Genomic DNA, 26,723 nt, shown 5'->3' on the forward strand with positions numbered 1-26,723 from the left:
CGCCGGTCAGTGAAGCCTTCCATCTATCGTTATTTAGTGAACAATTTCCGCTCCATATGGGTTAGAAACTCATAACCATCTGGCGTTACAACAATTGTATCCTCGATTTGGAACCCACCAGCACCTAGCTCGTAATATGGCACCTCAACACATAACACCATACCGGGCTCCAGTATCCGCTGGTCACCCGGGGAGAGGGTTATATCATCGTACAGTTCCAACCCGATGGCATGTCCGACATGCTGACGTCGGTAATGCGGAATCCCCTCACGCTGTACGCGAGACACTGCCGCATGGAATACTTCCGACGCCTTGACGCCAGGGCGCACGGTCTCAAGTGCCGTCTCCCATCCACTTTTGACCGCAGCAAAATGTTTTTTCATACAAGCGGTAGGTTCCCCTGCAACAACCGTGCGGCCCGTATCTCCCCAGTATCCTTCCAGCTGCAGGCAAAGATCGAAACGGATCTGATCTCCGGTCTCAATCGTATGAAAATAATTTTCGATGAGTGGTAATGCGCTGCGTGGCCCTGCCCCTACCGCTGTCATTGCCGGAGTTCCACCTGCTCGCATCACAGCCAGACGATAATGATCCGCAAGTTGCTTCTCATGAACACCTGCGGCAATCAGGTCAATCAGCTCCTGCTCAATCCGTTCGTTTAATTGAGCAGCCTGGCGCAGTTGCTCGATTTCGAAAGGTGTCTTAACCAGGCGGATTTGTCGGAACAGTTTATATGCGGAAACCACCGGCCTTTCAGGAAGCTCCTCCCTGATTCTAGCCAGAATATCGGGAGCGATCCGCATCTCATCGATGCCAATCGGCTGATCTTCGATCTCAAGCTGTTTTAATGCTGCCTTGAGTGCTTCAACAGGACCTGGATGAATAACCGTCGTTTGCAGGAGAGAATAAAAGAGATCAATGTCGTCAGTGGAAGGTTTGCCTTCAATTGAACCTTCCACAAAGAAATCACTGTAGGCAAATATATCTACCCCCGTAATACCGAACTGAGCTACAACGCCTAACCGATTCGTTGGAATGACGATACAAGGCTTTGCAGATCTGTCGGCAGGTAAAACAGCATAAATCTGCATGGTCCAGTTGCTTGCGCGTAGCTGGGACCCGATGACATAGTGAATATTCTCCGGAGTTGTTGCGATCAGGGCGCTTAGCCCTTGAGTTTTCATCACTTCTTCCACCCGGTCCCAGTTCAGACCTGAGCTATGGTATAGATGCTGTGAATTATTCATTTTGATCCAGACCTCCTTTTGTTTTCCTGCGACCAAACAAACTTTCAAGTCCTGGTACAGAGCGCAACACTAGTTTAATCGTCATAAACAGAGCCAGCGCAAACGCGATCAATACAACAGACACCACGGCTATCGTTGGGTCTTGCCATTTCTCCATATACAGGAATAGCTGTATTGGCAACGTGTAGCTGTCCTGACGGAGCAGCAACAGTGCAGCCTCGACCTGATCGAAAGTGAAGACAAAAGCGATTGACCCTGACAGAAGCATGGATAGTCGGAGCTGTGGAAGTGTAATCGTGAAAAAAATACGCATCGGCCCTGCACCAAGGTCCGCGGCAGCTTCCCGATGAGCCGGGTGCAGATTGGCTAACGCACTGCCCACAATAGTGAGCACAAATGGAAGCACAATGACCGCTTCACCCAAAATAAGTGCAAACAGTCCGCCTGCAATATGCATTTTTGAGAATAAAATCAAATATGCGATACCCAGCGTAATTTTCGGCATAACCATCGGAGATACAAAAAATGCCCTTAAGATACCCGAGCCCGGGAAAGGGTATTGCACGATAGCTAGCGCAGCAAGCGTACCTGTAATCAAAGCCAGCAGAACCGCCCCTGTAGAAGCAATAAGGCTGTTCTTGAATGCATCGAGAAACTGGGTCTGCTCACTCAGATTGGCATACCACTTTAAGGTGAGACCTTCCGGGGGAAATTTGCTGGCTGAACCTGAGCCTACAGATGTCAACATAATCATCAGCAGTGGCAGCAGCAAATAAATCGCTACGGCACCCACAAAGATGTAGAGTAACAGCTTGGTGCCCCTGTTCGACTTAACCATACGCCTGACCTCCCTTACGGGAACGACGGAACATCAACGTTTCTGCTCCTTTATTAACAAGTAACGAGACAACAATGGAAGACACAAGTAAAAACAGGCTAGCAACCGCAGCCATCGGCCAGTTCGTGTCCAAGGTTCGCTGATATATAAACACCGGAAGTGTCATGACTCTTCCCCCACCGATCAATTGAGGTGTGGTGAATGCGGTGAGGCATAACGTGAACACAATCTGTACCCCGCTTGCAATACCTCTTGCCGATAAAGGCAGGGTAATGGTCAGGAACGTTCTCCAGCTGCCCGCCCCCAGATCCTGAGCAGCTGCCTTTAAGGAAGCGTCACTTTGGGACAGTACATTCAGGATCGGAAAGACCATAAATGGCAGAAAAATATGGACAAGGGCCACAACAACACCTGTCTCGTTGTATATCATGCTGAACCCTTCCTCGGTAAGCCTCAACCGGATGAACAGCCAGTTCATGAAACCCTGTTTGGACAGTAACAGCTGCCATCCGTAAGAACGCACAACCGCGCTGACCAGTAGCGGAAGAAACGTGAGCAGCAGCAACAATTGCTTCATGCCAGGCTTCTTAAGACCCGCTATGCAATACGCCAGTGGATAGGCAAGCAGAAGACTCCATAGCGTAACCTTGAAGGCAATGCGAAACGTTGTGCCAATCAGCTTCCAATAGTAAGGATCAGACAGAAACGCACGATAGGCCCCCCAATCCCAGCCCCTAATAAGCTTTCCATTCTCATACATATCAAAGCTATATCTGCCAAAGATCAGCAACCCGCCCAGATACACGATGCCCATCAGAGCAAGCGCAGGCAACAGAAGCAGCAACCGGGTTACCCATGTGCGGTTTCCAAAGGAATACAGATTCACGATCCGTTCCGCGATCCGGTTCATATTCTTGCCCCCTGTACACGGTCATCAATGGGTTCGGTTAACAAGAGCGTGTCCTCTGGGTCAAAGCCAATTTGTATTGGCTCACCTGGACTATAACGTGAAGCTCCCCGCTGATGCAGCACACTGGCCTGAACCAGAAAACCTTCAGCAATCTGCACACTGTATCGAATATTTGCTCCGCCATACACCGCTTCAATCACGTGTCCATCTAGCTTGTTCAGGCAATGAGTTGCATCTTCTCCAAGTCGAATATACTCATTGCGGATCGATAAGGAATGTCGTGCTCCCGCTTTCGGTACAGCATTGCCATCACTGACCTTCACCCATAATGGCTTGCCGAAGCATTCCACCCGAATTCCATTCACATCATGTCCCAGTACTTCCGTCTCAAAGATATTGGTATCTCCAATAAACTTGGCCACGAAGCTATCGGCCGGTCTTTCATAGATTTCATCAGGGGTTGCGTATTGCAGCAGCTTTCCGGCGCGCATGACGCCAATTCGGTCAGACATATTCATGGCTTCACTCTGATCATGCGTTACAAAGATAAACGTTCCGCCGAACTCACGCTGTATCCGTTTCAGTTCACGCTGCATATCGAGACGCAGCTGCATGTCCAATGCGGAGAGAGGTTCGTCAAGTAGCAACACTTCAGGTCTGTTAATCAGTGCGCGAGCAATGGCGACGCGTTGGGCCTGCCCCCCAGACAATTCGGATACAGCACGCCTGCCATAGTCTCCGAGCTGGACCAGATCAAGCATTTCACCTACCTGCCGTTGGATATCGACTTTTGGTAACTTCTTCACCTTTAGCCCATAGGCAATGTTGTTGAATACATCCATATGAGGGAACAGCGCAAGCTGCTGAAAAATCATATTGCTATTGCGTCCATAAGCCGGGATGCCAGTAACATCCCGACCTCCCAGCATAATGGTGCCCTGATCCGGCTGCTCAAGTCCGCCAAGCATGCGCAGCAGTGTTGTTTTGCCACAGCCACTCGGACCAAGCAAGGAAACGAATTCACCCTTTTTCACTTGGAGTGTTACTTGATCAACGGCGGCTCGCTTACCATAAGTCTTCGTGACTTCCCTTGTTTCAATGGATATGGTCTCTTGTCCGCTGCTCATCTCTGATTCCCTCCCATCCATTCCGGGTTCATAACAGAACCCGGAATCGTTGTGTGCCTGGCAACAATCCTTTTATTGAAGCTTTGTTTTCACGAGGCGGTCCCATAGTTCCTTCCAGGAAGAACTGTTCTGTGCAAGTACATCCCAGTCTGGATTAATGCCGTTACTTTGCGTTTCCACGGAGAAGGAAGGATCATCCTTGTACTTGTCCGGAACTGCAGCTGTCGTACTGGTTACTGGCGTACCCGTTGCTTCTGCATATTGTGACAGCGCCTCGGCGCTCAACAACTCGTTAATAATTTCATTTGCAACACGTGTCTGCTCAGGTGTTGAGCCCTTCACTACCTGAAGTGTGTACGGGAAGGAGATGGCACCTTCACTCGGATACGCTACGGCAAGTGGAGAACCGCCATCAATCCATGTCTGTGCAACCTGTGCACTGAATGGGGCAATGAGCGCATCACCTGACTCCAGCAGTGCCTTCAGCTGATCATTGGATGAAACCAATGTGCCAATCTGGTCACTGCGATCTGCCCAGAACTGGAAGGCTGGCTCGGGATTTTCATAGGATGCGCCAATCTCTTGACCTTTGGTAGCAATAAGTGGGGAGATATAGGAATAGAACATGTAGTCCCAGAGTGCAGTTTTTCCTTTGAACTCCTCGTTATCCCATAGATCGTTCCAGCTGGTAGGTGGCGTTTTCACCAGATCTTTGTTATATACCAGGGCGAAGCTCGAAACGCCCCAGACCACACCTTTATTGTCTGGCTTGTGGAAGGACTCGGGAATATCCTTAATATTGGTCACGATGCTGGTATCCAGTGACTCCCACATGTCATCATTCAATCCTTTTGCCGTCGCATCTGCATTGAAGTAACCGAAGTTAACAATCGGATTGTTGGCATCAGCCTGCTTGCCTGCGACCATCTTGGGGTACATTACCGAATTGGAGGATTCCTCAAAGGTGACTTCAACGTTGGGATGTTCTTTCACATACTCGGCAACCACTTCTTTCGGAACGACATCCTGATTGGAGCCAGCCCAGATAAACATCGTCAGCTTAACTTTGTCTCCGCTTGCTCCTGATGAGTCGCTCTCTCCGGCAGTATTACTTGAGTTGCCTGCCCCACCGCAGGCGGAAAGCACCAATGTACTGGCCAGTGTTAGAGAGGCGAGGCTGAGAAAACGTTTTTTATTGGATTTGAACATGCAAATTCCCCCATTCATGTAGTTGGTTTTACCGATTTGACAGAACTAGATAGTCTCCATACACTTGATCAATGCAACCCTATTTTCTGGCGTAACACTTCCATAATGTCGGATATGTCCTTTGGATCTACAGATAGGGAATTCTTATACTTCTCCTCTACAACGCCCATGGTCTGACGCTTCAGGTAGTCTCTCAATGCAAGCGGAGCACGCAGCAATGCCTGATTCAGTGATACCTGCATCTCATCGCTCCATATGGTTTCAAATTGCTCCCGTGCCTTGCCATAAGCGAATTCCTCCTGCTGCCGTGGTCGCTTGGCGCGCAGTTGTTCGGTATCTCTCTCGTTCAGCTCCAGGCCGTCAATCACAACACCGTATAACTCAAGGGCTTTCTCCGGGGATACTAGCCCACTTCTTACATCCTCCAGAACTAGACATGGGTCACGTTCAAGTGGATCACCATATCCGCCTCCGCCTTGCGACAAGAACGTAACCGTTTCTCCAGGTTGAAGTAGCAACTCATCAATTCTTCCCAGATGATCCTCACTTGCACGTCCAGCATTGAGAACCGCTTCTCCATGTGAACCTACGCCGCCACCAAGCCTACCCCAGGGCTGAAACTCCATACGCTCCATGTTTCTGGCCGTCATCACCGTATCAGGTGTTAGAATTCTGACGCACAGGTCAATTCCGCTTCCACCACGGAAGTTTCCTGCACCCGCCGAGTCAGTACGAAGACCGTAATGCTCAATCAACACAGGCATCTCGGATTCCACCGTTTCCGCAGGGATATTCCGAAGATGACCGACCGCAAAATCCATGCCATCAATGCCGTCTTTCATCGGCCTAGCTCCCGAACCTCCGCAGATCGGCTGAATTACGCCCACCTTTTTCTTCCCATCGGATGCATCTGTCATCGCCATCATGACAATGCAGGCTTGTCCAGCTCCTGCCGCGGGAACCATACTGCCCTGAGCTTTCCCAAGTGCTCCCGTGATAACGTCCATCAGCCGAATAAAGGTCGCAGCACGTGCCCCAACTGCTGCCATCGGCTCTGGGTTAAGTACGGAAGCAGGCGGCGCGTAATTTCGCACCATGCGAATCATGCCCGAATTCCACGGAATTGTCGGATCGAGCGTACGGAAATAACGAATGAGTGCGGGCACCAGCATGTAATGCCCCTGTTGGTTGTGGGTAGGAATGTTGAATGAAGCCCTGACCTGAGGATCGGTGCCGCTAAAGTCCAGATGAATGTCACTGCCTGCAATCGTCATTTTGCAGCGTAACCGGATAGGATATCCCCCTGGTCCTTTCTCCAGATAGTCCCAGAAGTCATAGGAACCGTCCGGGATATCCTGCACGATAACACGTGCCTTCAGCTCGGCATATTCCAGCAATTGTTCGATGCCCTGTTGAATTTTTTCCACGCCATAACGTTGTATGAGATCCTCGAGCCGCTGCTCTCCCCGATTCAATGCAGCCATAAGCGCTTTGAGATCACCGAGATTTTGCTCCGGAATTCGGCTGTTGTCCAGAAACATGCGCAGGATCTGCTTGTTCAGAACACCAGCTTCATACAGCTTGACTGGTGCAATTCGAATGCCTTCCATATGAATATCGTAGGCGCTGGGAGATACGCTCCCTGGTACCTTGCCGCCTACATCGGATGAATGGACAAAGCACATGCCGTAAGCGATGATTCGCCCTTCGTGAAAATAAGGCTTGATGAGATGAATGTCTGGAAGGTGTGTGACCATGCCTTTAGTGGAATAAGGATCATTACATATGACGAGATCCCCTTCTTTCCAGTCTTCTATGCTGTTAATGGTCGCAGCAGCAGGGATGCCCAGAGAAAGATTGTAACCCGTCTCCAGCGGCGATCCGAACGTTTCCCCGGATGGAGATAAGAGGTAGGTTCCAAAATCGCCTGTTTCTTTGACAAAAGCGGTGAATCCTGTGCGCAGAACAACATTTGCCATTTCTTCCACGGCGGCTTGAATCCGGTTGTTGAAAATCTCAAGAAAGACTTTGTCGCCGATCATGCTTCCACCTCCCCAATCACGTTCCCGTGCACATCCCGGTATACCTTATATCCAGGCGGGATAAAGATCGTTGTATCATATTCCTCCACAATAATGGGCCCGGGGATGGGAGCATCCACCGATGGAATCTGTCCCCTTTTCAGTACCTTGGCTGTCTGCTGTACATGGTCAAAGGTAATGATCCTTTCTTCCGCTGCACTCTCATCGAATGGAAAATCTGCCGGAGCTACCGTGTTATGTGTAGGTAAAACACCAACAATGGTTGCTCTGAGACTTACAAACATAACCTCTGCCTCTGGCTGACTGATGCCAAACACGTTTTGGTAAGACGTATGGAATTTAATCCCTGCCTTCTTGGGATCTTCAATTTCTTCCAATGTCAGCGTGACCTCTATATCAAAGGCCTGTCCCTCATATCGCATATCTGCACTGTATAGGCAATAAATAATGTCCAGCTTGACACCACCACGGGCTTCCTCATCAACCCAGCTACGTCCCTGGTTTTCCAATTCAGTGAAAAGAGAGCTTAATTCGCCAGACTCCAGAGTCTGGGTACTTTTGTGTAACGTATGAACGAAATCATTGCGAAGATTGGCAACCGTGCAGCCCATGGCACACAGTGTTCCCGGAGATGGCGGGATCAGCACTTTGCCGATACCTACCTCGCGTGCCATTAGAAAAGCATGCATCGGGCCGGCTCCACCATATGCGAGCAACGTAAAATCGCGGGGATCAACACCCTTGCGAGCCATGAGGGGAGAAAACTGGGCGTACATATTGGCAGTTGCCACATCAAGAATGGCTTGTGCAGTCTGTTCGGCATTCAGTCCAAGCTTTTCTCCCAGATTGCCCAGAGTACGCTCTGCAAGTTCGGGATACAGACGCATTTGTCCGCCAAGGAAACGGTCAGCATGCAGGATACCGAGCTGTAGATAGGCATCTGTGGTTGTCGGCTCTTCTCCCCCGCGCTGATAACATGCCGGACCGGGGTTGGCTCCCGCGCTGCGTGGCCCCACCTTGAGTACGTCTACGGAATCAAGCCAGGCAATTGAACCACCACCAGCTCCTATAGCCGTTACATCAACAGCAGGAATGATGACAGGAAAATCTCCAACCTTGTTCTCAGAAGAATAGCTCGGTTCTTTGTCAATGAGGGCAACGTCAACACTTGTCCCACCCATGTCAAATGTGATGACCTGATGAATGCCAGCTCGTTCAGCAATATGGGTCGCGGCGATTACACCAGAAGCAGGCCCAGACAAGAGTGTACGTACCGGCTCATTAGCCGCTCTGGCAGCCGTCATAATTCCACCGTTGGACATGGTCGACAGCAAGCTGGCTTTGAGGCCGTATGCCTGGATCCCTTCTTGCAGACGCAGGAAGTAAGACCCCATCCGGTCACCTACATACGCGTTCATGGCCGTTGCGAGTGTTCGTTCGAACTCACGCTGTTGTGGCCAGATGGCGCTGCTTCGGCAGATGAACAGTTGCGGATAACGTTCCCTGATCAGATCTTCCGCAAGCTGCTCATGAGCGGGATTCACATAAGCATGTAAAAAGCTAATCGCCAAAGCGGTAACGCCATCCTCCACCAACTCATCCACCGCTTGCAACAGTTGTTCCTCATTCAGTGGCTGGAGTACGCCCCCACTCGCAATGACCCGTTCATCGACTTCCTTAACGCGATGTCTCGGTACCAGCGCATCGGTCTTGTCACCATACAGATTGGTTGTATCCTCAAGTCGCAACCGGCGGATTTCAAGAATGTCACGGAATCCTTTAGTGACCAGCAGACCTGTAACTGCGCCATTTCGCTCGATCAACGTGTTGACACCAAGTGTTGTTCCATGCACAAACAGATCAATCTCATGAATATTCACGCCACTCGCCTTCAACTGATCAAGTGCATTAAAAATCGCCTGTTCCGGAGCTACTGTAATCGATGGCGTCTTCAGCGCCGCAATCACCCTGCCCTGATGATCCATCACCAGCGCATCCGTGAAAGTACCTCCGATATCTATGCCTAGACGGTAGATTGTGTCCACAAGCTCAACTCCTTTATCACCGGGTCTGTTTCTAAGGAATGTTATTGGTTTTGCATGGCGAAATAACGTTTGACATCATCGATCATTTGGTTGATATGATTCACCATTGCCGCTTCAGCCTGCTCCGGAGAGCCCGCTACTATAGCATCCAGAATCTGCTGATGATCTACAACTAATTCACTTCCTACTCTCCTGCGAATATACGCTGTTTCCAGAAAATCGCGGCTTGTCTCCCATACCAGTTCAACCGCATGCAGAAGAATTTGGTTTTGCGCAGCATAAGCCAGCAATCTGTGAAACTCCCGGTCCTCCTCATATGGTATAATATTCTTGGAAAGCAATTCATGCTGGTTGGCAATCGATGCTTGCAACAGTACTATGTATTCTTTCGAGGCACGTTGTGCTGCCAAGGAAGCGATCTCCCGCTCAAGTGCCCTTCTGGCAACGAGAACATCCAGCAGAGCCTTTTCCCCGGAATGGTTCAGCATCTGAATTAACTGTGAGTTCACGCTTTGTTGCTGCAAATCTTTTTCCAACGTCTTCATTCGATCCAGACCCTGTTCGGTCAAAGTTCTTCCCTTGCGACCTTCCAGAACTGTAAAACCTTCAACATCCATCTCCATAAGTCTTCTTCCGATGGTTGCCTGACTCAGACCATACGTTTTGCCCAAAGTATGAACCAACGTACTGGCCCCGATGGGAGCATTAGCGTCTCGAAGCTGCTTTAACAGTTCGTATTCCAACTCCATTTCGTTTAGCTCAGGACCCACTGATCTCACCCCTCTTAGATACTTAATTGTTTTTTTAATCTTCTTCGTAGTTGTTACTCACTGATGATTAACGTTAGTATACCTTGCAGACATCACAATTTCAATAATTCTCATCAAAATAGTGCGAATTATTCCCTCAGCTATACTGTGCGCCTTTTCAATTCAAATTCAAAATTAAAAAAGAGCAGTTTACATCCTTTATTCCAGCGTTTATCTGGAGAATGCAATCTGCCCTTAACGTAGCAATCTTTTAACATCACGAATGTAATCATTAATACTCAAATCAGGTATCAGGACTTGAGTTGTTGCAATAACTGCACACGGTAGGCTTCACTTTCAAGGGATTGAATTTCCTTATATTCTTCAGCAGTTAACACTTTGGGTTCACCGGCTGCCTTGGCGATCATATATACCTTCGCGCTTTCTTCCACCACCTGAGTGCGGTAATAGGCTTCGCGGAGGTTTTTACCGGTCGTAACCAATCCGTGATTGACGAGAATGAGTGCCGTATGTTCTTCTACCTTGGCTGAGACTGCATCGGCAAGTTGCTTCGTTGTTGGCAGAACATATGGAACGAACCCGATATCGCCCACCAATGCAGACTGATCAGGGAACAAGTGTGGCAATTCATCGAAAACAAGACTGAGTGCGATCGTATATGCCGGATGCGTATGCACAATGGCTTGGATATCAGGATTCACACGATAACTATACAGATGCATTAATACTTCGGAAGATGGACGTGTTGATCCTGCGCTAGTTTCCCCTGTCTCGATATCAATGGCGATCCATTCGTCAGGCTCCAGATCCTCAAGTGCATAACCACTCGGAGACAACAACATCGTTCCCCCAGAGCGAGCGCTCAGATTCCCACCGGGTCCTACCACCAACCCTTGGGCAACTGCTCTGCGAGCATATTTCGTCAACTCTTCCCTTACTTGCTGTTCAGACATGTTTTCTCCACTCCTCATCCTTTTCTTTTTAGCATTTTGCATCCATGCTCATTGCATTGAATCTGTTTATTACCTTTTGATTTGATTCAGACTTTGGTAGTTTTCATAAGCTTCCTGCCACAGCTCTGTATCCTCAGGCTCATAGATCTCGGGGGAAAAGGAAGCAGCCATGACCTCCCGTACCTCGGCCAAGCTACTCACTTCTCCATGCGCAAGGAATTGCAGCATGCAATTCCCGGCTGAAGTCGCCTCTGCCGGGCCTGCCACCACCGGGACACCGGCTGCATTGGCTGTAAACTGGCATAATAGTCGATTGTGTACACCACCACCAACCATATGAATGACACGAGGTCTTGTACCTGTAATCAACTGCAATTCATCCAGCGTTTGTCTGAATTCCAGTGCAAGACTTTCCAGAATGCAGCGCACAATCGCTCCAGTCGTTTCGGGCACTGTCTGTCCGGTGAGACTGCATTGTTGCCGTATTCGTTCAGACATATTTCCTGGTGCCAAATACACGCCATCTCCAGGCGATACATAACTTTGATGCGGCGTTGCCAAGGTAGCCAGTTGAATGAGTTCTTCATGTGTAAAAAGTTGATTCTCCCGCTCCCATTGCCGTTTACATTCCTGTAGCAGCCACAGGCCTGAACGATTTTTCAGGGTACGTACTTTGCCGTTCACGGTCCCTTCATTGGTGAATCCCAATGCACGACTTCTGTTATTCAATACAGGTGTATCACGCTCCACACCCATAAGAGACCAAGTTCCACAGCTGATAAAAGCGAAGTCCGAATCCATCGCTGGAATCGCTGCCAAGGCAGATGCCGTATCATGTGATCCCACAGAGACTACCTGCATCGGTCCAGTCCGTAACTCGGCGCACAACTCATTTGTTAGATCGCCCAGAACGGTACCCGGTTGAACGAGCTTTGGAAATAATGTTTCCGGTATACCGAGACGCCCGATCAGATGTTCATTCCAACGCGCCTCGCCTGCATGCAACAGCCCGCTGGTACTTGCAATCGTATACTCACAAGCCTGCTGACCGGATAGATAATAGTGAAATAAATCCGGCATAAATAACATGCGCACATCCGTACGCAAACCTTCGGCCTGCTCTCGTACACTGCCTAGTAGTTGAAATACTGTATTGATCTGCTGCGGCAAAACGCCGGACATGGCATACAGTTCTTCATCTTTCACCATGTGCAGAACTTCTTCCATCCACTGTGCGTTGCGTGCTTCCCGATAGTGACGTGGGTTCGAGCACAACCTTCCCGCACCATCCACCAGTCCATAGTCCACTCCCCACGTATCCACTGCTATAGAACGGACCGATGGAGAGACGCCTTGCGTCCCTTTCACAATGCCTTGTTTTAATTCATGAAAAAGTCGCAAGAAATCCCAATACAGTCCATCCCCCAGTTGCACGGGTTCGTTGTTGAATCGATGCACTTCTTGTAACGAGAGTCTGTTTCCATCAAAAGAACCCCGGACTACGCGTCCACTACCGGCACCGTAATCGGCAGCAAGCACATGTGTTGCTTGATTGCCCATTCTTTCAAGCCTCCTTAACTCTTCGCGATAAGCCGTATTCGAGTTCTGAGCACAGCTTTCAAGAGAACGCCATGTTACCTCATTTCACAAGGAACATGGCGTTTGACAGGAATGGAACTATTTTAACGATATAACGGGCCAAACACACTGCAAGCACGATAGTCTGCACTCTCCGGCTCACTTGTGCCGAATAATCCCCATGCACGCGGACGGAAAATTTCCGTTTCAGGTACATTATGCATATTTACCGGAATGCGAAGCATGGAAGCGAGCGTAATCAGATCTGCACCGATGTGTCCATACGAGATGGAGCCATGATTGGCGCCCCATTGATTCATGACTTCGTATACGGAAGTAAACGCTCCCGATCCGGTTAGAACAGGTGCAAACCAGGTGGATGGCCAAGTTGGGTCTGTCCGCTGATCCAGCGTATCATGCACATCTTCAGGCAGATCGACCGTGTAACCCTGAGCGATTTGCAGCACTGGTCCCAGTCCTTTAACCAGATTCAGACGTGTCATCGTTACAGGCATGCCACCTTTGGTCAGGAAATCCGCTGAATAGCCGCCCCCGCGGAAATACTCTACGGATGCCGGTCTCCACGATGTTGCTTTCAGGCAGTCCTGAACTTCCTTATCTGTAATTTCCCAGAATGGCTTAAGTACAGGCTTACCATCACTGGACTGTTGCCCAGTGCCGTCCAAGGCTGCCGAACCAGAGTTGATCAGATGCAGGATGCCATCCTTTGCGTTTCCTTCCAACTGGTGTCCCGTCACACGCTGTACTGAATCTGGACTCCAATACGTACGCACATCAGCAAAGATCTGTGCCGTATGTGTCAGCAGCGAACCGAATAACATCGATACCCCGTTCAGGCTGTCATTCTCCGTTGCAACCAGATAAGGCGCACGTTTGCCATTCCAGTCAAAGGAAGAGTTTAATATCGACTCTAGAAAATCTCCGTTAGGTGAATGATCCGTCCACTGCCGTTGTCCTTGGAAGCCGGATACAATCGCGTGGTGACCCATCGATTCCTCTGTAAACCCAAGCTCTGCCAATCTTGGGTTGCCCGCCATCAAGTCACGCACGATTTGGGTCATTTTCACAACGTTTTCCCATTCGTACTCTTTGCGTTTGCGATCCGTTTGCAGATGGGCAGCGTTGTTGTCCGGACCTTCGCTACAATTCTCCTTCACCCAGGCCAGTGCGAGCTTATACTCCTCGGGGTCGTAGATTTCTTCTTCGATACGACGAGTGAGTTCACTCATATCCACGTATTCATTACGCATGCCCAGATACTCTTGGAAAAATGAATCGTTCACAATCGAACCTGCAATCCCCATGGATACTGATCCAATAGACAGATAGGCTTGCCCTTTCAAGGTCGCAGCTGCAAGACCCGCACGGCTGAACCGGAGCAATTTCTCACGCACGTCCTCGGGAATCGTTGTATCTCCGCCGTCCTGCACATCCTCTCCATAGATCCCAAAGGCCGGAATCCCCTTCTGTGCATGGGCAGAGAGAACTGCCGCCAGGTATACAGCACCCGGACGTTCAGTTCCGTTAAAACCCCAGATAGCAGTAGGAATGGATGGTGACATATCCATCGTTTCCGTACCATAACACCAGCACGGTGTCACGGTGATCGTTACACCCACGTTGGAACGGCTGAATAGTTCTGATGCTGCGGCTGCTTCGGCCACTCCGCCAATACAGGTCTCGGCCACAACACATTCCACCGCGGACCCGTCAGGATAACGCAGTTCGGCTGCAAGCAGTTCCGCAACAGATGTCGCCATCCGCATCGTTTGTTCTTCAAGTGACTCCCGAACACCCTTGCGTCTTCCATCAATCGTGGGACGAATACCAATCTTGGGGAAAGCCTGTTTATAACGATAATCCTGATGTGTCATACTGGAATGTCCTCCTTCAATTCGTTTCATAGAATTTGGGTTGAATTGAGAAACCTTCTGTCTGATCCATGTGCAGTGATTGGAATAAGATAATGACGGAGATATAACCGATACCCGAGTTGCACGCAAGAACTACATACACAGATTACCAAGAGCCTTACTTGAGATTGAATGCGTTTACATGTTTTAAAAAATAACAATAAACCACTTCATTAATTAGCTATGTATGTAGTTCCTCTATTCAAGAAAATGGAACGTGCATGAGCGAATTCAACAAAATGGTTTATGTAGTAAAGAAGTTCAGAACCCTTTAGGGTTATCGGTAACCCTAACATAGCATGAGCCTATCTTGCTGTCAATTGGCATTATCCTATAGAATGGTAAGACTATGTTGCGGAAAGGTTAGATTCTAATGATTACCATTTACGATATTGCCAAAAAAGCCAACGTCTCCGCCATGACGGTCTCCAAGGTCATTAATCATACAGGCCGCATAAGTTCCGCGACACGTGAACGTGTGCAACAGGTGATCGAAGAACTGGGCTACATCCCGAACTCTAATGCGCGCAGCCTTGTGCTTCAACGAACTCAAATGCTTTCATTGCTCATTACGGATATTACCAACCCTTTTTATACAACCCTGGCCCGTGGTGCTGAAGATGCAGCCCATCTTCGTGGGTACCGTCTTTTATTTGGCAATAGTGACGAGGATTACAATAAGGAAAAGGATTACGTGGATGCAATTCTGTCTACTCGTGTGGATGGTGTACTCTTTGCCCCAGCGGGAGATCGTTCTCTCCAACATCTGAAACAGCTGCAGGAACGTCACATTCCGTTTGTCTTTCTGGACCGCACCGTACCTGGTATTACGTCAGATATCATTGCTGGAGATAGCCGGGAAGGCGCGATTGCTCTGATCCGCTATCTGGTGCAATTGGGGCACCGGCGCATTGCACTGGTCAATGGTTCTTCGGAGGTTTCTACCGCCAGACTGCGGGAGGAAGGTTATATAGCGGGTTTACGAGAGGCCGGAGCTGATATTGATCCCGAGCTTGTGCTTCGAACCGGGTACCGGGATTTCAGTGATGTAGAGGGACTCGATCGACTACTCTCTCAACCAAATCAACCAACAGCCATTTTTGCAGCCAACAACATGCTGGCGATTGGGGTCATTCGGCTTTTGCGCAAACGGGGACTACGTGTACCAGAAGACATTTCTGTTGTGTGTTTCGACGATCTGGATCTGGCTTCTGCCTTCGATCCTTTCCTGACTGTAGCTGCACAGCCAGCATATGAATTTGGGTTTCAGGGTGTACAGATGCTGATTGACCGAATTGAGGGTAAGTCCCCTTCCGAAGCCCAAACCCTCATTCTACCGTCAGAACTGCGCATACGGGCTTCAGCTACTGCTCCACGTGAGCAAAAATAGAGTTAAGCGCGTGAGTTGACTAAATATTATCGTGTAATGATTAGTCCCACTTATCTGGATTAGGTCCCGTTCAAATTCGAAAAATGTACAACATAAACAGGGTGCACCGGAGATTACCCTCTGGTTGCACCCTGTTTGATGTTCATTCGTTAGAATGACCCGTTTGTCCGGTCCGATTGGTTTGTCAGGTTCATTCAGGTTCGTCGTTTCCTTCAGTTCCATCCATGCCGATATTTCTACCGCTCCGACTGTAATGCAAGAGCGACCTCACGAACGAGTCCCGGGAACCATTCCATCAGAGGTTCGAACGTATATCCCGCTTGCTCAGCTTTTGTCGTCTCCATCGTCCATGATTGCTCAATTCCGAAGGGTGACATGTCCTCTTTCACCGTTTCCGTGAGGATCTGGGACTGCATGCCCGTGACCGTCTCGATCAGATGAATCATGGCTGACAGCGTAATTGAACCCTTGGAAGCTGCATTCACCGGGCCAGTAATGGACGAATGTCCAAGCCAAGCGAGAAATCTTGCCGCTTCGGTGGAATTGATAAATCCAATCTCCGCTTCCGGATTTGGCATGCCGATCGGTTTTCCTTTTTGCACATGTTCAATATGAAAATGGAGTCTTCTCGTATAATCATCAATCCCGAGTACAATTGGGATGCGCATCGCCACTACCGGGAAATCTGCTTCCTGGAAAAATACAGCCTCCGCAAGCCGTTTGCCTTCTCCATACGAAAAATCCTCTGCACTTCCATACTGCAATGGATATGTATACGGGTCAAAATCCGTTTCCTTAAATCCAGGTCTGGGATCACCGTACACCGAGAGTGTGGATGTCAGAACGTATCTTTTGGTGCGCCCTGCAAAAGATTCACATGCCGCTTTCGCCGCATCTGGGGAATAACAGATATTATCGTACACAACATCCCACATGTCTGTCTGCGCAACCTCTGCCAGAGATTCCGGGTCTTCACGATCCATCTTGATTCGGTTTACTTCGGGTCCGAAGTCAACATCCGTTTTACCACGAGTTGCGACTGTGATCTGAGACTTCCCTTCCCACAGCAAGTGATCCACAAGACGTTTGCCAAAAAAACGTGTACCCCCAAGTATAAGTACTTTATTCATCCAAAAAACCTCCTATCATGTTCAATTATGTTTAACAATTTGAAGCATGGTGTGAGCATTCCGTTGAAACTCATATGAAGTTGGTTCTTCGGATACCGTGCACCCACGCTCTTCGAGTATTAATTTTAAAGCATCCATGTGTTTGTAACGTTCACCAGACAGATCCACTGTTGGAAAAATGCGAACCTCTTGTTTGGTCACACGCAGCAACTCCATTATGGTTGCAACATGAAAATCAACATCCAATCGATCCGCATAAGTAAACAGGAAATGGGCGGATAACGTCAGATCGAATTGTTCATCTGCAAAGGGTAGATCCGGGAGCACAGACGCCACATAACTGTCAGGAAACATTCTCATATCTGCGATGCAATCTGTGATGGCACGAGTTCGTTCTTCCTTTAACCCCTGGATTGATCCAAATTGATCCCACACATATATCCCTTGCACGGGTTCCATCTGTTTCATCGTATGCTCAATGTCCTGAAATCCCTTTACTTCAAGCTCGTCGATCTCGTATTCGTAGGCAATATCCACGGCCACGGGATCAGCACCCAACTTGCGCGCCTGGCTACTGAACGAACATGCTCCACCTGGACAATCCAGAATAGACTTGCCATTAATCTCGTCCACCGTCAGGTTGAACATCTTCATATATTCTTCGAAGGTTCTTCCTATGAAAACGATCTGTTTCAGTTCCAAACCTCCAGAATCATTGGACTGCTGATCTTCTCTACTGTTCTTCTGCACTTCTTTACTGTTGCTCTGCTCATCTCTGCTCATCTCGTCTCAGCTTCCTTTCCTGCGCTTGAATCAATCGTTAGGGAACACAAGCCCAATCTGCTTCCGAATCTGATCCATAACCTGCATCGTCACATAAGAGCGTTCATACGTGTTCATGTCAGACTCCTTTTGGCCCTGCTCAACCAGATTCACGAACTCCTCCACTTCATAATACATCGCCGGATGGTTTTGTTCGACTGTGAGCTGCTCCACCGTACCGTCATTGTAACGTATCTCTGCATGTTCCGGTGAGCCAATCTTGTCAATAATGATGCTGCCCAGCTCACCCATGATTTCGCTTGGTAGATGAGAGTTGGAGATTTTGGAGTATGTAACGACCGCATCCATCCCATCATAGTCCAGCAGCACACTGCCTTGTCCATCCACGCCAGATTCCAGCATCATCGCTTGGGATTGAACCCGGTTAGGTTCACCGAACAACGTAATCAATGGATAGAGACAATACACACCGAGATCCATTAACGCCCCATTAGCGAGTTCAGGCTTGAACGCGTTCAGGACAATCCCCTCTTTGTACTTGTCGTAACGCGAAGAATACTGAGAGTATCCTGCTACGTATTTGCGGACAGGACCGATTTTATGCAGGCTCTTCTGCACCATTTTGAACTGGGGAACAAGAGTCGATTTCATCGCTTCCATGAGCAGAACCTCGTGTTCTCGTGCAGTATCGATCATACTCCGAACTTCGGCGCTATTTGCAGCCAGAGGTTTCTCGCACAATACATGTTTACCGTTTCTCAGAAAAAGCTCAGCCTGCTCCGCATGAACCGTATTCGGTGTTGCGATGTAGACTGCATCAATCACATCACTTGCCGCCAACTCTTCCAGATCGGTGAATCGGTGTTCAACATCATATTTATCTGCGAATGCATTAGCCTTATCTTCAGTTCTTGAATACACGGCGGTTAATTTGAATCCTTCAACCTGTGCTGCGGCTTCAAGAAGCCTTTCTGTAATCCAGTTGGTACCCACTACTCCAAAACGAACCATGCTTACCTACCTCTTTCATCTATAAATTTCATTTGAGATATAAACCACTTCCATCCTGTATATTGTAGCTCATATTTCGTTCAGATTGAAGGAAGGAGCCATATCCCCAAATATTGATATCTTGCTTTTTAAGTTAAAACTTCGTCAATCCCTTGGAATCAGGGGTATAATTAGAGATGAGGTGATCACCGTGGAAAGTCCAGATCAAGATCGCATACTGCCCGAATCTATAGATGAAAAATATTGGCATGCCATCATCAACAACGATAATTCTTATGATGGAACGTTCTTTTACGGTGTGCAGACAACGGGTATCTTTTGCCGACCTTCCTGTAAGTCCAGAGCACCCAAAGCTGAAAATGTGCTGATATTTCAACATGTTGAAGAAGCATTGGCACGAAAGTTCAGACCCTGCAAACGTTGTAAACCTACAGGCGAGCGGGTACCTGATCAGGAGTGGATATACGGGATCACGGATTACATCGAACATCATTACGCCGAACCTCTAACCTTGGATGTCCTTGCCACTGTAAGTCATGGCAGTCCTTATCATCTGCATCGTGTGTTCAAGCGGATTACAGGCCGTACACCGGTTCAATATATTCAGGATAAACGAATTACCGAAGCCCGGAAGTTGCTTGAACATACCGGACTTACCGTCACCGATATTGGCCGCCATGTCGGTATACCTAACTCAGCTTATTTCATTACTGTATTTCGCAAACACACAGGTCTCACACCTGCACACTACCGCGAAAGGCATGAGAACTTATGAAGACGAATCTTACTTACAAAGTCCCCAAAACGTTACTCAACAAGGGGACAGGGTTCCTTAATGGCTATACACATACGCTGAATCCTTACACAGGCTGCGCCTTCGGTTGTTCTTATTGTTATGTCAGACAGATGCCTGTCTCCCTATTTCGTAAAGAGGATTGGGGGAGCTGGGTGGATGTAAAACAAGAGGCCTCCCGGGTGTTCGCCAAAGAGTTGCAGCGTGCCCTGACCAAAGGGAAAGTCACTCTGTTCATGTCATCCAGTACCGACCCGTATCAACCCGCCGAATACAAGGAGTGTATCACGCGTTCATTACTTGAAACGATGGTACAGTATCCTCCAGATTTCGTATTAGTCCAGACCCGCAGTCCACTCGTTACCCGAGATATAGATATGCTACAGCAGTTAGGTGACCGGGTTCGGGTCAGCATGACGGTAGAGACGGATCTGGACGATATACGCAAGCATTTCAGTCCTTCCGCTCCCCCGATTGCAGGCCGATTACGTGCACTGGAACAGTTGCGGGATGCCGGAATACCCACGCAGGTTGCGATTGCTCCCGTATTACCCAGCAGTGAACAGTTTGTAGCCATCTTGAGACCTCTGGTTCAGCGTGTATGCATTGACGATTATTTCATGGGTGATGGCAGTGAGGGCAAGCGCACCCGCCGACTCGGTATGGAGTCGCTCTATCAACAAGTGGGGATGGAGCATTGGTATCATCCAGATGCGTATCAGACTGTTGTTCAGCGGATGAAAGACTATTTTGCCGAGGATGAAATCTGGATCAGTCAGGCGGGATTTGAGCCCTAAATGGCTATATAAGTTGGACTAAAGATTAGTTACACTCGACACTCCAATGACAGAACAACCTTCCGATCGCTGTTATTCCCAGATTTTTTTGATTTAATAAAAAACAGCCCCTTTCCTTGTTCGAAGGAAAAGGGGCTGTTTATCATGATATAAGTCATAATGGCTATCTTATTTATCCAATGTATACAATGGCAGATCCACTGGCAATACAGCCGGGCGCTGACACGAGCTTTTCATCTGGTAGAACGTCTGTTCATCTGATGAATCGTGGAATGCCCACATGGCCTCAAGTACGTGGTATGCCAGTTCCCCACTCGCACGGTGTGCACGTCCACTATGTGCTGCATAGGCCATATCTGCCACACCGATGCCGCGTGTATTTTCCTGATATCCTGGGAGAAGCGGAACTTCCGTCCATTCATGTTCACCCAGCAAGCGGTAACGAACCGGACCGCCGAAGGTATTGGGATCAGGTACCTGCAATGTACCGTGCGTGCCATATATCTCAATCGGTGGCAATGCACTTCCGCCAAATACGTCAAAACTTGTAATCAGTGTGCCAATGGCTCCCTGTTCAAACTTTAACAGACCGGTAACGTGAGTTGGAATTTCGACGGGAACCGTCTGACCTCTCTTTTTCTCACTCGTAATCGTCCGTTCTTCCATGGCCTTACCTGTCATGCCTGCAATTGACTTGATCGGTCCCATCAGTTGGACCAATGCCGTGAGGTAGTACGGACCCATGTCAAACATTGGCCCACCGCCTGACGCGTAATAAAACTCCGGATCTGGGTGCCAGTGCTCATGACCACGGCTCATCATAAATGCGGTCGCCGCCACCGGCTTGCCGATTACCCCTTCTTCCACCAATTGAAGTGAAGTCTGGATACCTGAACCAAAGAACGTTTCTGGTGCACAGCCCACAAGCAATCCTTTACGCTTCGCTGTTTCGAGCACGGCCTGCCCTTCTTCACGGGTAACCGCGAGCGGTTTTTCTACATAAACATGTTTGCCAGATTCAAGTGCCCGCAAGCATACATCCGCATGAACGGAAGGAATCGTCAGGTTGATGATCAGCTCAATCTCGGGATCAGCCAAGATTTCGTCGACGCTGTATACGTTAGGCACGTTATAGGCTGCTGCCTGCTCCTCGGCACGTTTCCGGTCGAGATCCGCAACAGCAACAAGTTCCAGCACCTCGAACCGGTGACAGTTTTCCATATAAATACCGCTGATTTTACCGCAGCCAATAATGCCTACTTTCATTGTTTTCATACCTGGGGCTCCCTTCGCCGTGGATCAGAAATGGTTTATCCATTAATGATGGATGGTTAACACTGAAGTTACGTTTGCAATCAAACTATAATCTCATTAGTTCTGGTTGTCCGCCATACCTGTGTACACTTCGGTTGCTGAACTTACTCGACTCTTGGCAAGCTCTTTGCCTGCTGCTGTCCATTTAAAACCACTGCGCATCATTTCAGTCACGGGTTTCATGTCTACAATGTCTGCATGGTGTCCCAGGGAGTTGTAGAATACCCGCCCTGCGCCCCAGCGTTTCGTCCAGACAACAGGCATATCTACAGGACCATTCGCCGCATGCGGACCAGCCACCACTGGGAAACGAGTTGTTGCCAGCACTTCCACTGCCGGGTCTACGTGCAGGTAGTACTGTTCACTTTTTACCTGAAAATCTTCAATATGATCCAATAACGGGCTAGAGCCGCGCTTCATGTTCACCATATACTCCACACCATCGTTACCTGGATGGGCAACCCATTGTCCACCCGTCATAAACTGCCAGTCTACGTTATTTCGGAAGGCATCACACATCCCGCCATGAAGACCAGCCAAGCCCACACCGCTCTGGACAGCCGCTGATACGTTATTGACGAGTTCTTGCTCAATCTGTCCCATTGTCCACAAAGGCACAATCAGATCCAGACCCAGCAGCTTCTCTGCATCCGCATAAGACTCCAACGTATTTGAGACCTCAACCTCAAACTGTTCTTCCTTCAAAATACGCTCAAAAATCGCTGCTACCTGCTCCGGTTCATGTCCATCCCAGCCGCCCCATACAATCAGTGCTTTACTCATCGTTTATTCACTCGCTTTCGCCTAGTTTTATGTGTTCAACCTTATTTCTGACGTCACTGTCTTGCTTGCTCACATCTCTTCAAGCGTCACCCATCGCCGTTCTGTTACCGAACGTTCTACCGCTTCCAGTACAGCCTGACAAGCGACCCCATCGTGGAAACTCGGTGATGGTTGGCGTCCTTCAGAGATCGCTGTCACCAGCTCCAGCATTTCATGGGTGAACGTGTGCTCAAATCCAATCGTATGTCCAGCAGGCCACCAAGCTTCAGCATATTTATGTGCCGGATCGGTTGCCAGTACACGGCGGAATCCCTGTACGTCCTCTTCATCCTTTGTGAAATACACTTCCAGTTCGTTCATCCGCTCAAAATCAAATCGTACACTGCCGAGACTGCCGTTAATCTCAAACGAGTTCGTACTGCGATGCCCCGCTGCAAAACGTGTAGCCTCGAAGCTGCCCAGCGCACCTCCTGCGAATCTTGCCAGGAACAACGTAGCGTCGTCGACGGTCACTTCTCCTTTCGGTGCATCCGCATTCGAACTGCCCTTTGCACTCAGCCCGGTCATCTCTGCTGCAAGTGGTCTTTCTTTGATGAAGGTTTCGCTCATGCCGATGACTTCCTGAAATTCACCAACAAGGAAACGAGCCAGATCGATTAAGTGCGCGCCCAGATCCCCATGGGAACCGGAGCCAGCCACTTCTTTTTGTAAACGCCATACCAGCGGGAACGAAGGATCCATGATCCAGTCCTGCAAGAAAAAAGCACGGAAATGATAGATCTTACCCAGTCGTCCGCTCTCCACCAGATCCTTCGCTAATTGCACCGCTGGTGAGAAACGGTAGTTGAACCCGACCATATGTGCGACTCCAGCATCCTCTGCTGCCTGAAGCATCTCGCGCGAATCTGCAAGCGACAGGGCCAGTGGTTTCTCACAAAACAGATGTTTGCCCTGACGAGCTGCTTCCAACGCAATTTCCTTATGGGCATCACTTGGCGCGTTAATATCAATCAGATCGATATCATCCCGCTTCACTAGTTCACGCCAATCAGTCACACTTTCGGACCAGCCGAACTGATTCGCCGCCTCTTGAACTCCTTGCTCGTTACGTCCACAGATCACAGACATCTCAGGCTGCAACGGAGCAGACGGGAAAAACATCGGCAGACTGCGATAGGCGTTACTGTGGGCCTTCCCCATAAACTTGTATCCAACCATTCCGACACGAAGACGATTTGACATGATCATTTCCTCCTTTGGAATAATAAAAAGTCTTTCAATATGTGTACCAATTAACTATTGACGGATAGAAGAAGCACGGATGATCAGTTCGGTTGGCAACAACGCTCTCGCAGATTCGGTTACCGCTACAACAGAGTTATTCGCTTTATGTGTATCACCCACAGACCCATGCATAAGCTTCGATACTGCAAGTTCACCCATCTCAAAAAATGGAACCCTGACGCTGCTCAGCGGCGGAACCGCCATCTCGGCGGCATCGGAGTCGTCATAACCCACAAATGCCGGGAAATCCGCAGGCCCTATTCCCCGCTCACGCAAACCATGCATGACACCAATGGCCATCCGGTCATTGGCCGCAAATACAGCATCAATCTCATGTAGGCGATCTGCTACAGTCGCTGCCGCCTCAATGCCACTTCTTCTACTATAATTCCCTTTAAGCAATAGACTCGGGTCCAGCTCCATACCTGCTTCTTGCAGGCCAAGACAAACGCCTTCCATTCGCTCCTGGCTGTTGGAATAGCTGTCTGGGCCATTGAGAAAAGCGATTTTGCGATACCCCTGATCCGTAAGATGACGTATGGCAAGTCTGCTTCCTTCCACATGATCCGCATCCACTTCCGTGAACGATTGGCCCTCAAAATGCTGATTCATAACACAGAATGGGTGTCCTTCCTGATGAAGTTGCTGCATGGCCGCCAGTTCTTCATGATCATCTCTGGCACCAAGGATAATGCAGGCGTCCACTTTCTGACGCCGGAACAGATCCGTATAATTCATCACTTCACCGGGTGTCCGGAACATAACCAACAGGTCCATACTATTGTCTCTGGCTTTGCTTCCAATCCCACTCAGCATTTCCGAGAAAAAATACGCCGAGAACAGATGCGCCTTCGGAACATAAGGTAATACCACGCCAAGATTCCCGCTTTTACTTCTGGCAAAACTGCGAGCAAGAGCGCTGGGCACATAGCCTAACTGTTCGGAAGCTTCAAGAACCTTGCGGCGTGTCTCTTCTTTTATAGGACCTACCCCATTAAGCACCCGGGAGACCGTCGCCTCGGAAACACCCGCAAGATCAGCCACTTCTTTACGAGATGCCATGAATTTCACCCCCTTCTAGCTCACCTATTAATGATGTAATAATTAAAAATCGATATTTATGTACGCGCGTACATTTTCTCATGCCATGTAACCGTTGTCAATGCTTTTAACACAAAAAAATAATGAGGGTTTGGGTTAATCCAAGCCCTCATTATTATCTTGCCAGAGATGGTACTTTCATTGAATCCGTGCTCTGTAATTTTAGGGGTTCAAGTTACTTATCAAACTCACTACAACGATTTCAGTTGATCCTGTTTGTTCAATTATGGGGAGTGCAGCTCACAACGTCGTTGTAACGCCAAGATCAACGGAGGATTGACTAAACTCAGCCTGCTCCATTGTTTTCGCATGACTCGGAATGCGATCCGAGGGTTCTGGCGTGGATTGGAGCTGTCTTACTTTGTGCAGCACTTCTTTGTTCGGCAGAAAGTGTTGGGAACGAATAAACCGAATTGTTTTGGTTTTGGCACGCATAACTATCGAATCGGTCTCGGCACGATCATCCGCAAGATATCGTACCCCTCCCAAGATCTCACCTGGCGTCACACCCGTTGCGGCAAAAATGACATCCTCCGTGCCGATCATATCCTGCATCGTTAACACTTTGTAGGGATTATCGATCCCCATCTGCAAGCAGCGCTGGAATTCGTCTGCGTTGGCAGGCATCAGACGACCTTGGATCTCACCCCCAAGGCAAGATAGCGCTGCGGCAGCCAGCACACCTTCTGGCGCTCCTCCAGATCCGACATACAGATCAATGCCTGCCTCCGGGAAGGCCGGTGCCATCGCACCCGCAACATCACCGTCACTGAGAAACTTGATCCGTACGCCAACCTTGCGTAGCGTCTTGATGGTACTGTCGTGTCGCACACGATCCAGAATCATCACAGTGAGGTCCGAGATGTTTTTGTTCAATGCGGCAGCGGCTTTCTCCAGTGTGACTTCAACCGGGTCTTCAATGCTGACCTTGCCTACAAGCGCAGGCCCTACCGCCAGTTTCTCCATATACATGTCCGGTGCGTGGAGCAGGTTACCTTTTCCGGCCACTGCAATAACCGATAGAGCGTTGTTTAGTCCTTTGGCCACGATTTCTGTACCTTCGAGCGGGTCTACAGCTACGTCAACCTCAGGCCCTTCAGCGTTGCCCACTTCCTCGCCGATGTACAACATGGGTGCTTCATCCATTTCTCCTTCACCGATTACCACCGTGCCGCGAATGGACACGGAATCGAACATGGCGCGCATGGCCAAAGTAGCCGCTTCATCTGCACTGTTCTTGTCACCTCGTCCCATCCAGGGTGCTGAAGCTAACGCAGCCAATTCTGTTACTCTGACAATTTCCAACGCCAGTTCGCGTTCCATTTTTCCCACTTCCTTTCCAATTTCCAAAAGCATAACGTGAAAGCGGTACTAAATCCATCGCAAATCCATATGAAATTGATCTATAATCGGCGTAGTAGCGCCTTTTTAACGATTTATACCTTATTTATCCAATTAATATGTTGATCGATTTCGCTCCTTTTTTCGGCTGGTTTTAAGAGTCCAATCCTCCTGATTTGTTACTTGAAATATTAATTTATTTTCCATTTTCCGCTCAAAAAACTAAACAATCAACATGGTGGATTAACACACATGTTTCATGCGCAAAAAGTTCTTTTAACATGAGGTATATACAACTTATATACTGATTATTAAGAACGTAACGCTATCTAACAGACTACAA

At 48.9% G+C, this 26,723-nt stretch carries 22 protein-coding genes; 3 read left to right on the top strand and 19 right to left on the bottom strand.

The genetic code is table 11. From position 1 onward, the window contains the following. Positions 1–29: 29 nt before the first annotated feature. The 11 genes from MHH25_RS17060 to MHH25_RS17110 form a co-directional block, all read right to left on the bottom strand. The gene (locus MHH25_RS17060) at positions 30–1,247 is read right to left on the bottom strand and encodes a Xaa-Pro peptidase family protein (protein WP_340017616.1); all 1,218 of its coding nucleotides are present in this window, start codon (positions 1,245–1,247) and stop codon (positions 30–32) included. After that, positions 1,240–2,085, bottom strand: coding sequence for an ABC transporter permease (locus tag MHH25_RS17065; RefSeq protein WP_076317688.1), 846 nt, complete (start codon positions 2,083–2,085; stop codon positions 1,240–1,242). The genes MHH25_RS17060 and MHH25_RS17065 overlap by 8 nt, the downstream gene beginning before the upstream one ends. Then, a complete protein-coding gene (locus MHH25_RS17070) occupies positions 2,078–2,995 on the bottom strand; it encodes an ABC transporter permease (protein WP_340017617.1) in 918 nt (305 codons plus the stop codon). Before MHH25_RS17070 ends, MHH25_RS17065 begins: the two co-directional genes overlap by 8 nt. Further along, positions 2,992–4,122, bottom strand: coding sequence for an ABC transporter ATP-binding protein (locus MHH25_RS17075; protein ID WP_340017618.1), 1,131 nt, complete (start codon positions 4,120–4,122; stop codon positions 2,992–2,994). Before MHH25_RS17075 ends, MHH25_RS17070 begins: the two co-directional genes overlap by 4 nt. Positions 4,123–4,194: 72 nt before the next feature. Continuing rightward, positions 4,195–5,331 carry an extracellular solute-binding protein gene (locus MHH25_RS17080; RefSeq protein ID WP_076317685.1) on the bottom strand — a complete coding sequence of 379 codons (1,137 nt, stop codon included), beginning with the start codon at positions 5,329–5,331 and terminating at the stop codon, positions 4,195–4,197. Positions 5,332–5,399: 68 nt separating this feature from the next. Beyond that, positions 5,400–7,373, bottom strand: coding sequence for a hydantoinase B/oxoprolinase family protein (locus MHH25_RS17085; protein WP_340017619.1), 1,974 nt, complete (start codon positions 7,371–7,373; stop codon positions 5,400–5,402). Further along, the gene (locus MHH25_RS17090) at positions 7,370–9,418 is read right to left on the bottom strand and encodes a hydantoinase/oxoprolinase family protein (protein WP_340017620.1); all 2,049 of its coding nucleotides are present in this window, start codon (positions 9,416–9,418) and stop codon (positions 7,370–7,372) included. The genes MHH25_RS17085 and MHH25_RS17090 overlap by 4 nt, the downstream gene beginning before the upstream one ends. A gap of 41 nt (positions 9,419–9,459) precedes the next feature. Then, entirely contained in the window at positions 9,460–10,188 is a 729-nt protein-coding gene (locus MHH25_RS17095; protein ID WP_245838229.1) for an FCD domain-containing protein, read from the bottom strand. Between the two features lie 290 nt (positions 10,189–10,478). Further along, positions 10,479–11,141 (bottom strand): class II aldolase/adducin family protein, encoded by a 663-nt coding sequence (locus MHH25_RS17100; protein WP_339193623.1) that lies wholly within the window; start codon positions 11,139–11,141, stop codon positions 10,479–10,481. 69 nt (positions 11,142–11,210) lie between these two features. Next, positions 11,211–12,701: a rhamnulokinase family protein gene (locus MHH25_RS17105; RefSeq protein WP_340017621.1), complete on the bottom strand. Its 1,491-nt coding sequence runs from the start codon at positions 12,699–12,701 to the stop codon at positions 11,211–11,213. A 122-nt stretch (positions 12,702–12,823) separates the two neighbouring features. Beyond that, positions 12,824–14,614, bottom strand: a complete 1,791-nt coding sequence (locus MHH25_RS17110; protein WP_340017622.1) for an L-fucose isomerase — start codon at positions 14,612–14,614, stop codon at positions 12,824–12,826. Positions 14,615–15,026: 412 nt separating this feature from the next. Between MHH25_RS17110 and MHH25_RS17115 the strand changes: the two genes are divergently transcribed. After that, positions 15,027–16,043 carry a LacI family DNA-binding transcriptional regulator gene (locus MHH25_RS17115; protein WP_340017623.1) on the top strand — a complete coding sequence of 339 codons (1,017 nt, stop codon included), beginning with the start codon at positions 15,027–15,029 and terminating at the stop codon, positions 16,041–16,043. Between the two features lie 236 nt (positions 16,044–16,279). Here the strand turns inward: MHH25_RS17115 and MHH25_RS17120 are convergent, their stop codons facing one another. From MHH25_RS17120 to MHH25_RS17130, 3 genes are read right to left on the bottom strand one after another with little or no spacing between them, the layout of a single operon-like run. Further along, on the bottom strand, positions 16,280–17,173 hold the full coding sequence (locus MHH25_RS17120) for an NAD-dependent epimerase/dehydratase family protein (RefSeq protein WP_340017624.1): 894 nt from the start codon (positions 17,171–17,173) through the stop codon (positions 16,280–16,282). Between the two features lie 21 nt (positions 17,174–17,194). Further along, positions 17,195–17,956 carry an SAM-dependent methyltransferase gene (locus MHH25_RS17125; RefSeq protein ID WP_081746007.1) on the bottom strand — a complete coding sequence of 254 codons (762 nt, stop codon included), beginning with the start codon at positions 17,954–17,956 and terminating at the stop codon, positions 17,195–17,197. A gap of 30 nt (positions 17,957–17,986) precedes the next feature. Further along, positions 17,987–18,967, bottom strand: coding sequence for a Gfo/Idh/MocA family oxidoreductase (locus tag MHH25_RS17130; RefSeq protein WP_100527457.1), 981 nt, complete (start codon positions 18,965–18,967; stop codon positions 17,987–17,989). A gap of 190 nt (positions 18,968–19,157) precedes the next feature. Here MHH25_RS17130 and MHH25_RS17135 point away from each other — a divergent pair, with 190 nt between their 5' ends. Beyond that, complete coding sequence (locus tag MHH25_RS17135; RefSeq protein ID WP_124115169.1) at positions 19,158–19,742, top strand: bifunctional transcriptional activator/DNA repair enzyme AdaA; 585 nt, start codon at positions 19,158–19,160, stop codon at positions 19,740–19,742. After that, positions 19,739–20,557 (top strand): radical SAM protein, encoded by an 819-nt coding sequence (locus MHH25_RS17140; RefSeq protein ID WP_340017625.1) that lies wholly within the window; start codon positions 19,739–19,741, stop codon positions 20,555–20,557. The genes MHH25_RS17135 and MHH25_RS17140 overlap by 4 nt, the downstream gene beginning before the upstream one ends. 168 nt (positions 20,558–20,725) lie before the next feature. On the opposite strand, the gene MHH25_RS17145 is transcribed toward MHH25_RS17140, so the two are convergent. The 5 genes from MHH25_RS17145 to glpX all read right to left on the bottom strand — a co-directional run bounded on the left by MHH25_RS17145 (position 20,726) and on the right by glpX (position 26,362). Then, on the bottom strand, positions 20,726–21,832 hold the full coding sequence (locus MHH25_RS17145; RefSeq protein ID WP_340017626.1) for a Gfo/Idh/MocA family oxidoreductase: 1,107 nt from the start codon (positions 21,830–21,832) through the stop codon (positions 20,726–20,728). Between the two features lie 96 nt (positions 21,833–21,928). Beyond that, entirely contained in the window at positions 21,929–22,654 is a 726-nt protein-coding gene (locus tag MHH25_RS17150) for a ThuA domain-containing protein (protein WP_047843313.1), read from the bottom strand. 69 nt (positions 22,655–22,723) lie between these two features. After that, positions 22,724–23,896 (bottom strand): Gfo/Idh/MocA family oxidoreductase, encoded by a 1,173-nt coding sequence (locus MHH25_RS17155; protein ID WP_036613779.1) that lies wholly within the window; start codon positions 23,894–23,896, stop codon positions 22,724–22,726. A gap of 54 nt (positions 23,897–23,950) precedes the next feature. Further along, positions 23,951–25,000: a LacI family DNA-binding transcriptional regulator gene (locus MHH25_RS17160; RefSeq protein ID WP_340017627.1), complete on the bottom strand. Its 1,050-nt coding sequence runs from the start codon at positions 24,998–25,000 to the stop codon at positions 23,951–23,953. A gap of 279 nt (positions 25,001–25,279) precedes the next feature. After that, the gene (gene glpX / locus MHH25_RS17165; RefSeq protein ID WP_340017628.1) at positions 25,280–26,362 is read right to left on the bottom strand and encodes a class II fructose-bisphosphatase; all 1,083 of its coding nucleotides are present in this window, start codon (positions 26,360–26,362) and stop codon (positions 25,280–25,282) included. Between the last annotated feature and the right edge of the window lie 361 nt (positions 26,363–26,723).

The organism is Paenibacillus sp. FSL H3-0457 (genome assembly GCF_037981725.1).
GTDB classification, from domain to species: domain Bacteria; phylum Bacillota; class Bacilli; order Paenibacillales; family Paenibacillaceae; genus Paenibacillus; species Paenibacillus amylolyticus.

What these genes read in the sequence shown, in the direction of transcription:
- MHH25_RS17060 (WP_340017616.1), bottom strand. Translation starts at nt 1,247, where the DNA reads ATGAATAATTCACAGCATCTATACCATAGCTCAGGTCTGAACTGGGAC.
- MHH25_RS17065 (WP_076317688.1), bottom strand. Translation starts at nt 2,085, where the DNA reads ATGGTTAAGTCGAACAGGGGCACCAAGCTGTTACTCTACATCTTTGTG.
- MHH25_RS17070 (WP_340017617.1), bottom strand. Translation starts at nt 2,995, where the DNA reads ATGAACCGGATCGCGGAACGGATCGTGAATCTGTATTCCTTTGGAAAC.
- MHH25_RS17075 (WP_340017618.1), bottom strand. Translation starts at nt 4,122, where the DNA reads ATGAGCAGCGGACAAGAGACCATATCCATTGAAACAAGGGAAGTCACG.
- MHH25_RS17080 (WP_076317685.1), bottom strand. Translation starts at nt 5,331, where the DNA reads ATGTTCAAATCCAATAAAAAACGTTTTCTCAGCCTCGCCTCTCTAACA.
- MHH25_RS17085 (WP_340017619.1), bottom strand. Translation starts at nt 7,373, where the DNA reads ATGATCGGCGACAAAGTCTTTCTTGAGATTTTCAACAACCGGATTCAA.
- MHH25_RS17100 (WP_339193623.1), bottom strand. Translation starts at nt 11,141, where the DNA reads ATGTCTGAACAGCAAGTAAGGGAAGAGTTGACGAAATATGCTCGCAGA.
- MHH25_RS17105 (WP_340017621.1), bottom strand. Translation starts at nt 12,701, where the DNA reads ATGGGCAATCAAGCAACACATGTGCTTGCTGCCGATTACGGTGCCGGT.
- MHH25_RS17110 (WP_340017622.1), bottom strand. Translation starts at nt 14,614, where the DNA reads ATGACACATCAGGATTATCGTTATAAACAGGCTTTCCCCAAGATTGGT.
- MHH25_RS17115 (WP_340017623.1), top strand. Translation starts at nt 15,027, where the DNA reads ATGATTACCATTTACGATATTGCCAAAAAAGCCAACGTCTCCGCCATG.
- MHH25_RS17120 (WP_340017624.1), bottom strand. Translation starts at nt 17,173, where the DNA reads ATGAATAAAGTACTTATACTTGGGGGTACACGTTTTTTTGGCAAACGT.
- MHH25_RS17125 (WP_081746007.1), bottom strand. Translation starts at nt 17,956, where the DNA reads ATGAGCAGAGATGAGCAGAGCAACAGTAAAGAAGTGCAGAAGAACAGT.
- MHH25_RS17130 (WP_100527457.1), bottom strand. Translation starts at nt 18,967, where the DNA reads ATGGTTCGTTTTGGAGTAGTGGGTACCAACTGGATTACAGAAAGGCTT.
- MHH25_RS17140 (WP_340017625.1), top strand. Translation starts at nt 19,739, where the DNA reads ATGAAGACGAATCTTACTTACAAAGTCCCCAAAACGTTACTCAACAAG.
- MHH25_RS17145 (WP_340017626.1), bottom strand. Translation starts at nt 21,832, where the DNA reads ATGAAAACAATGAAAGTAGGCATTATTGGCTGCGGTAAAATCAGCGGT.
- MHH25_RS17150 (WP_047843313.1), bottom strand. Translation starts at nt 22,654, where the DNA reads ATGAGTAAAGCACTGATTGTATGGGGCGGCTGGGATGGACATGAACCG.
- MHH25_RS17155 (WP_036613779.1), bottom strand. Translation starts at nt 23,896, where the DNA reads ATGTCAAATCGTCTTCGTGTCGGAATGGTTGGATACAAGTTTATGGGG.
- MHH25_RS17160 (WP_340017627.1), bottom strand. Translation starts at nt 25,000, where the DNA reads ATGGCATCTCGTAAAGAAGTGGCTGATCTTGCGGGTGTTTCCGAGGCG.
- glpX (WP_340017628.1), bottom strand. Translation starts at nt 26,362, where the DNA reads ATGGAACGCGAACTGGCGTTGGAAATTGTCAGAGTAACAGAATTGGCT.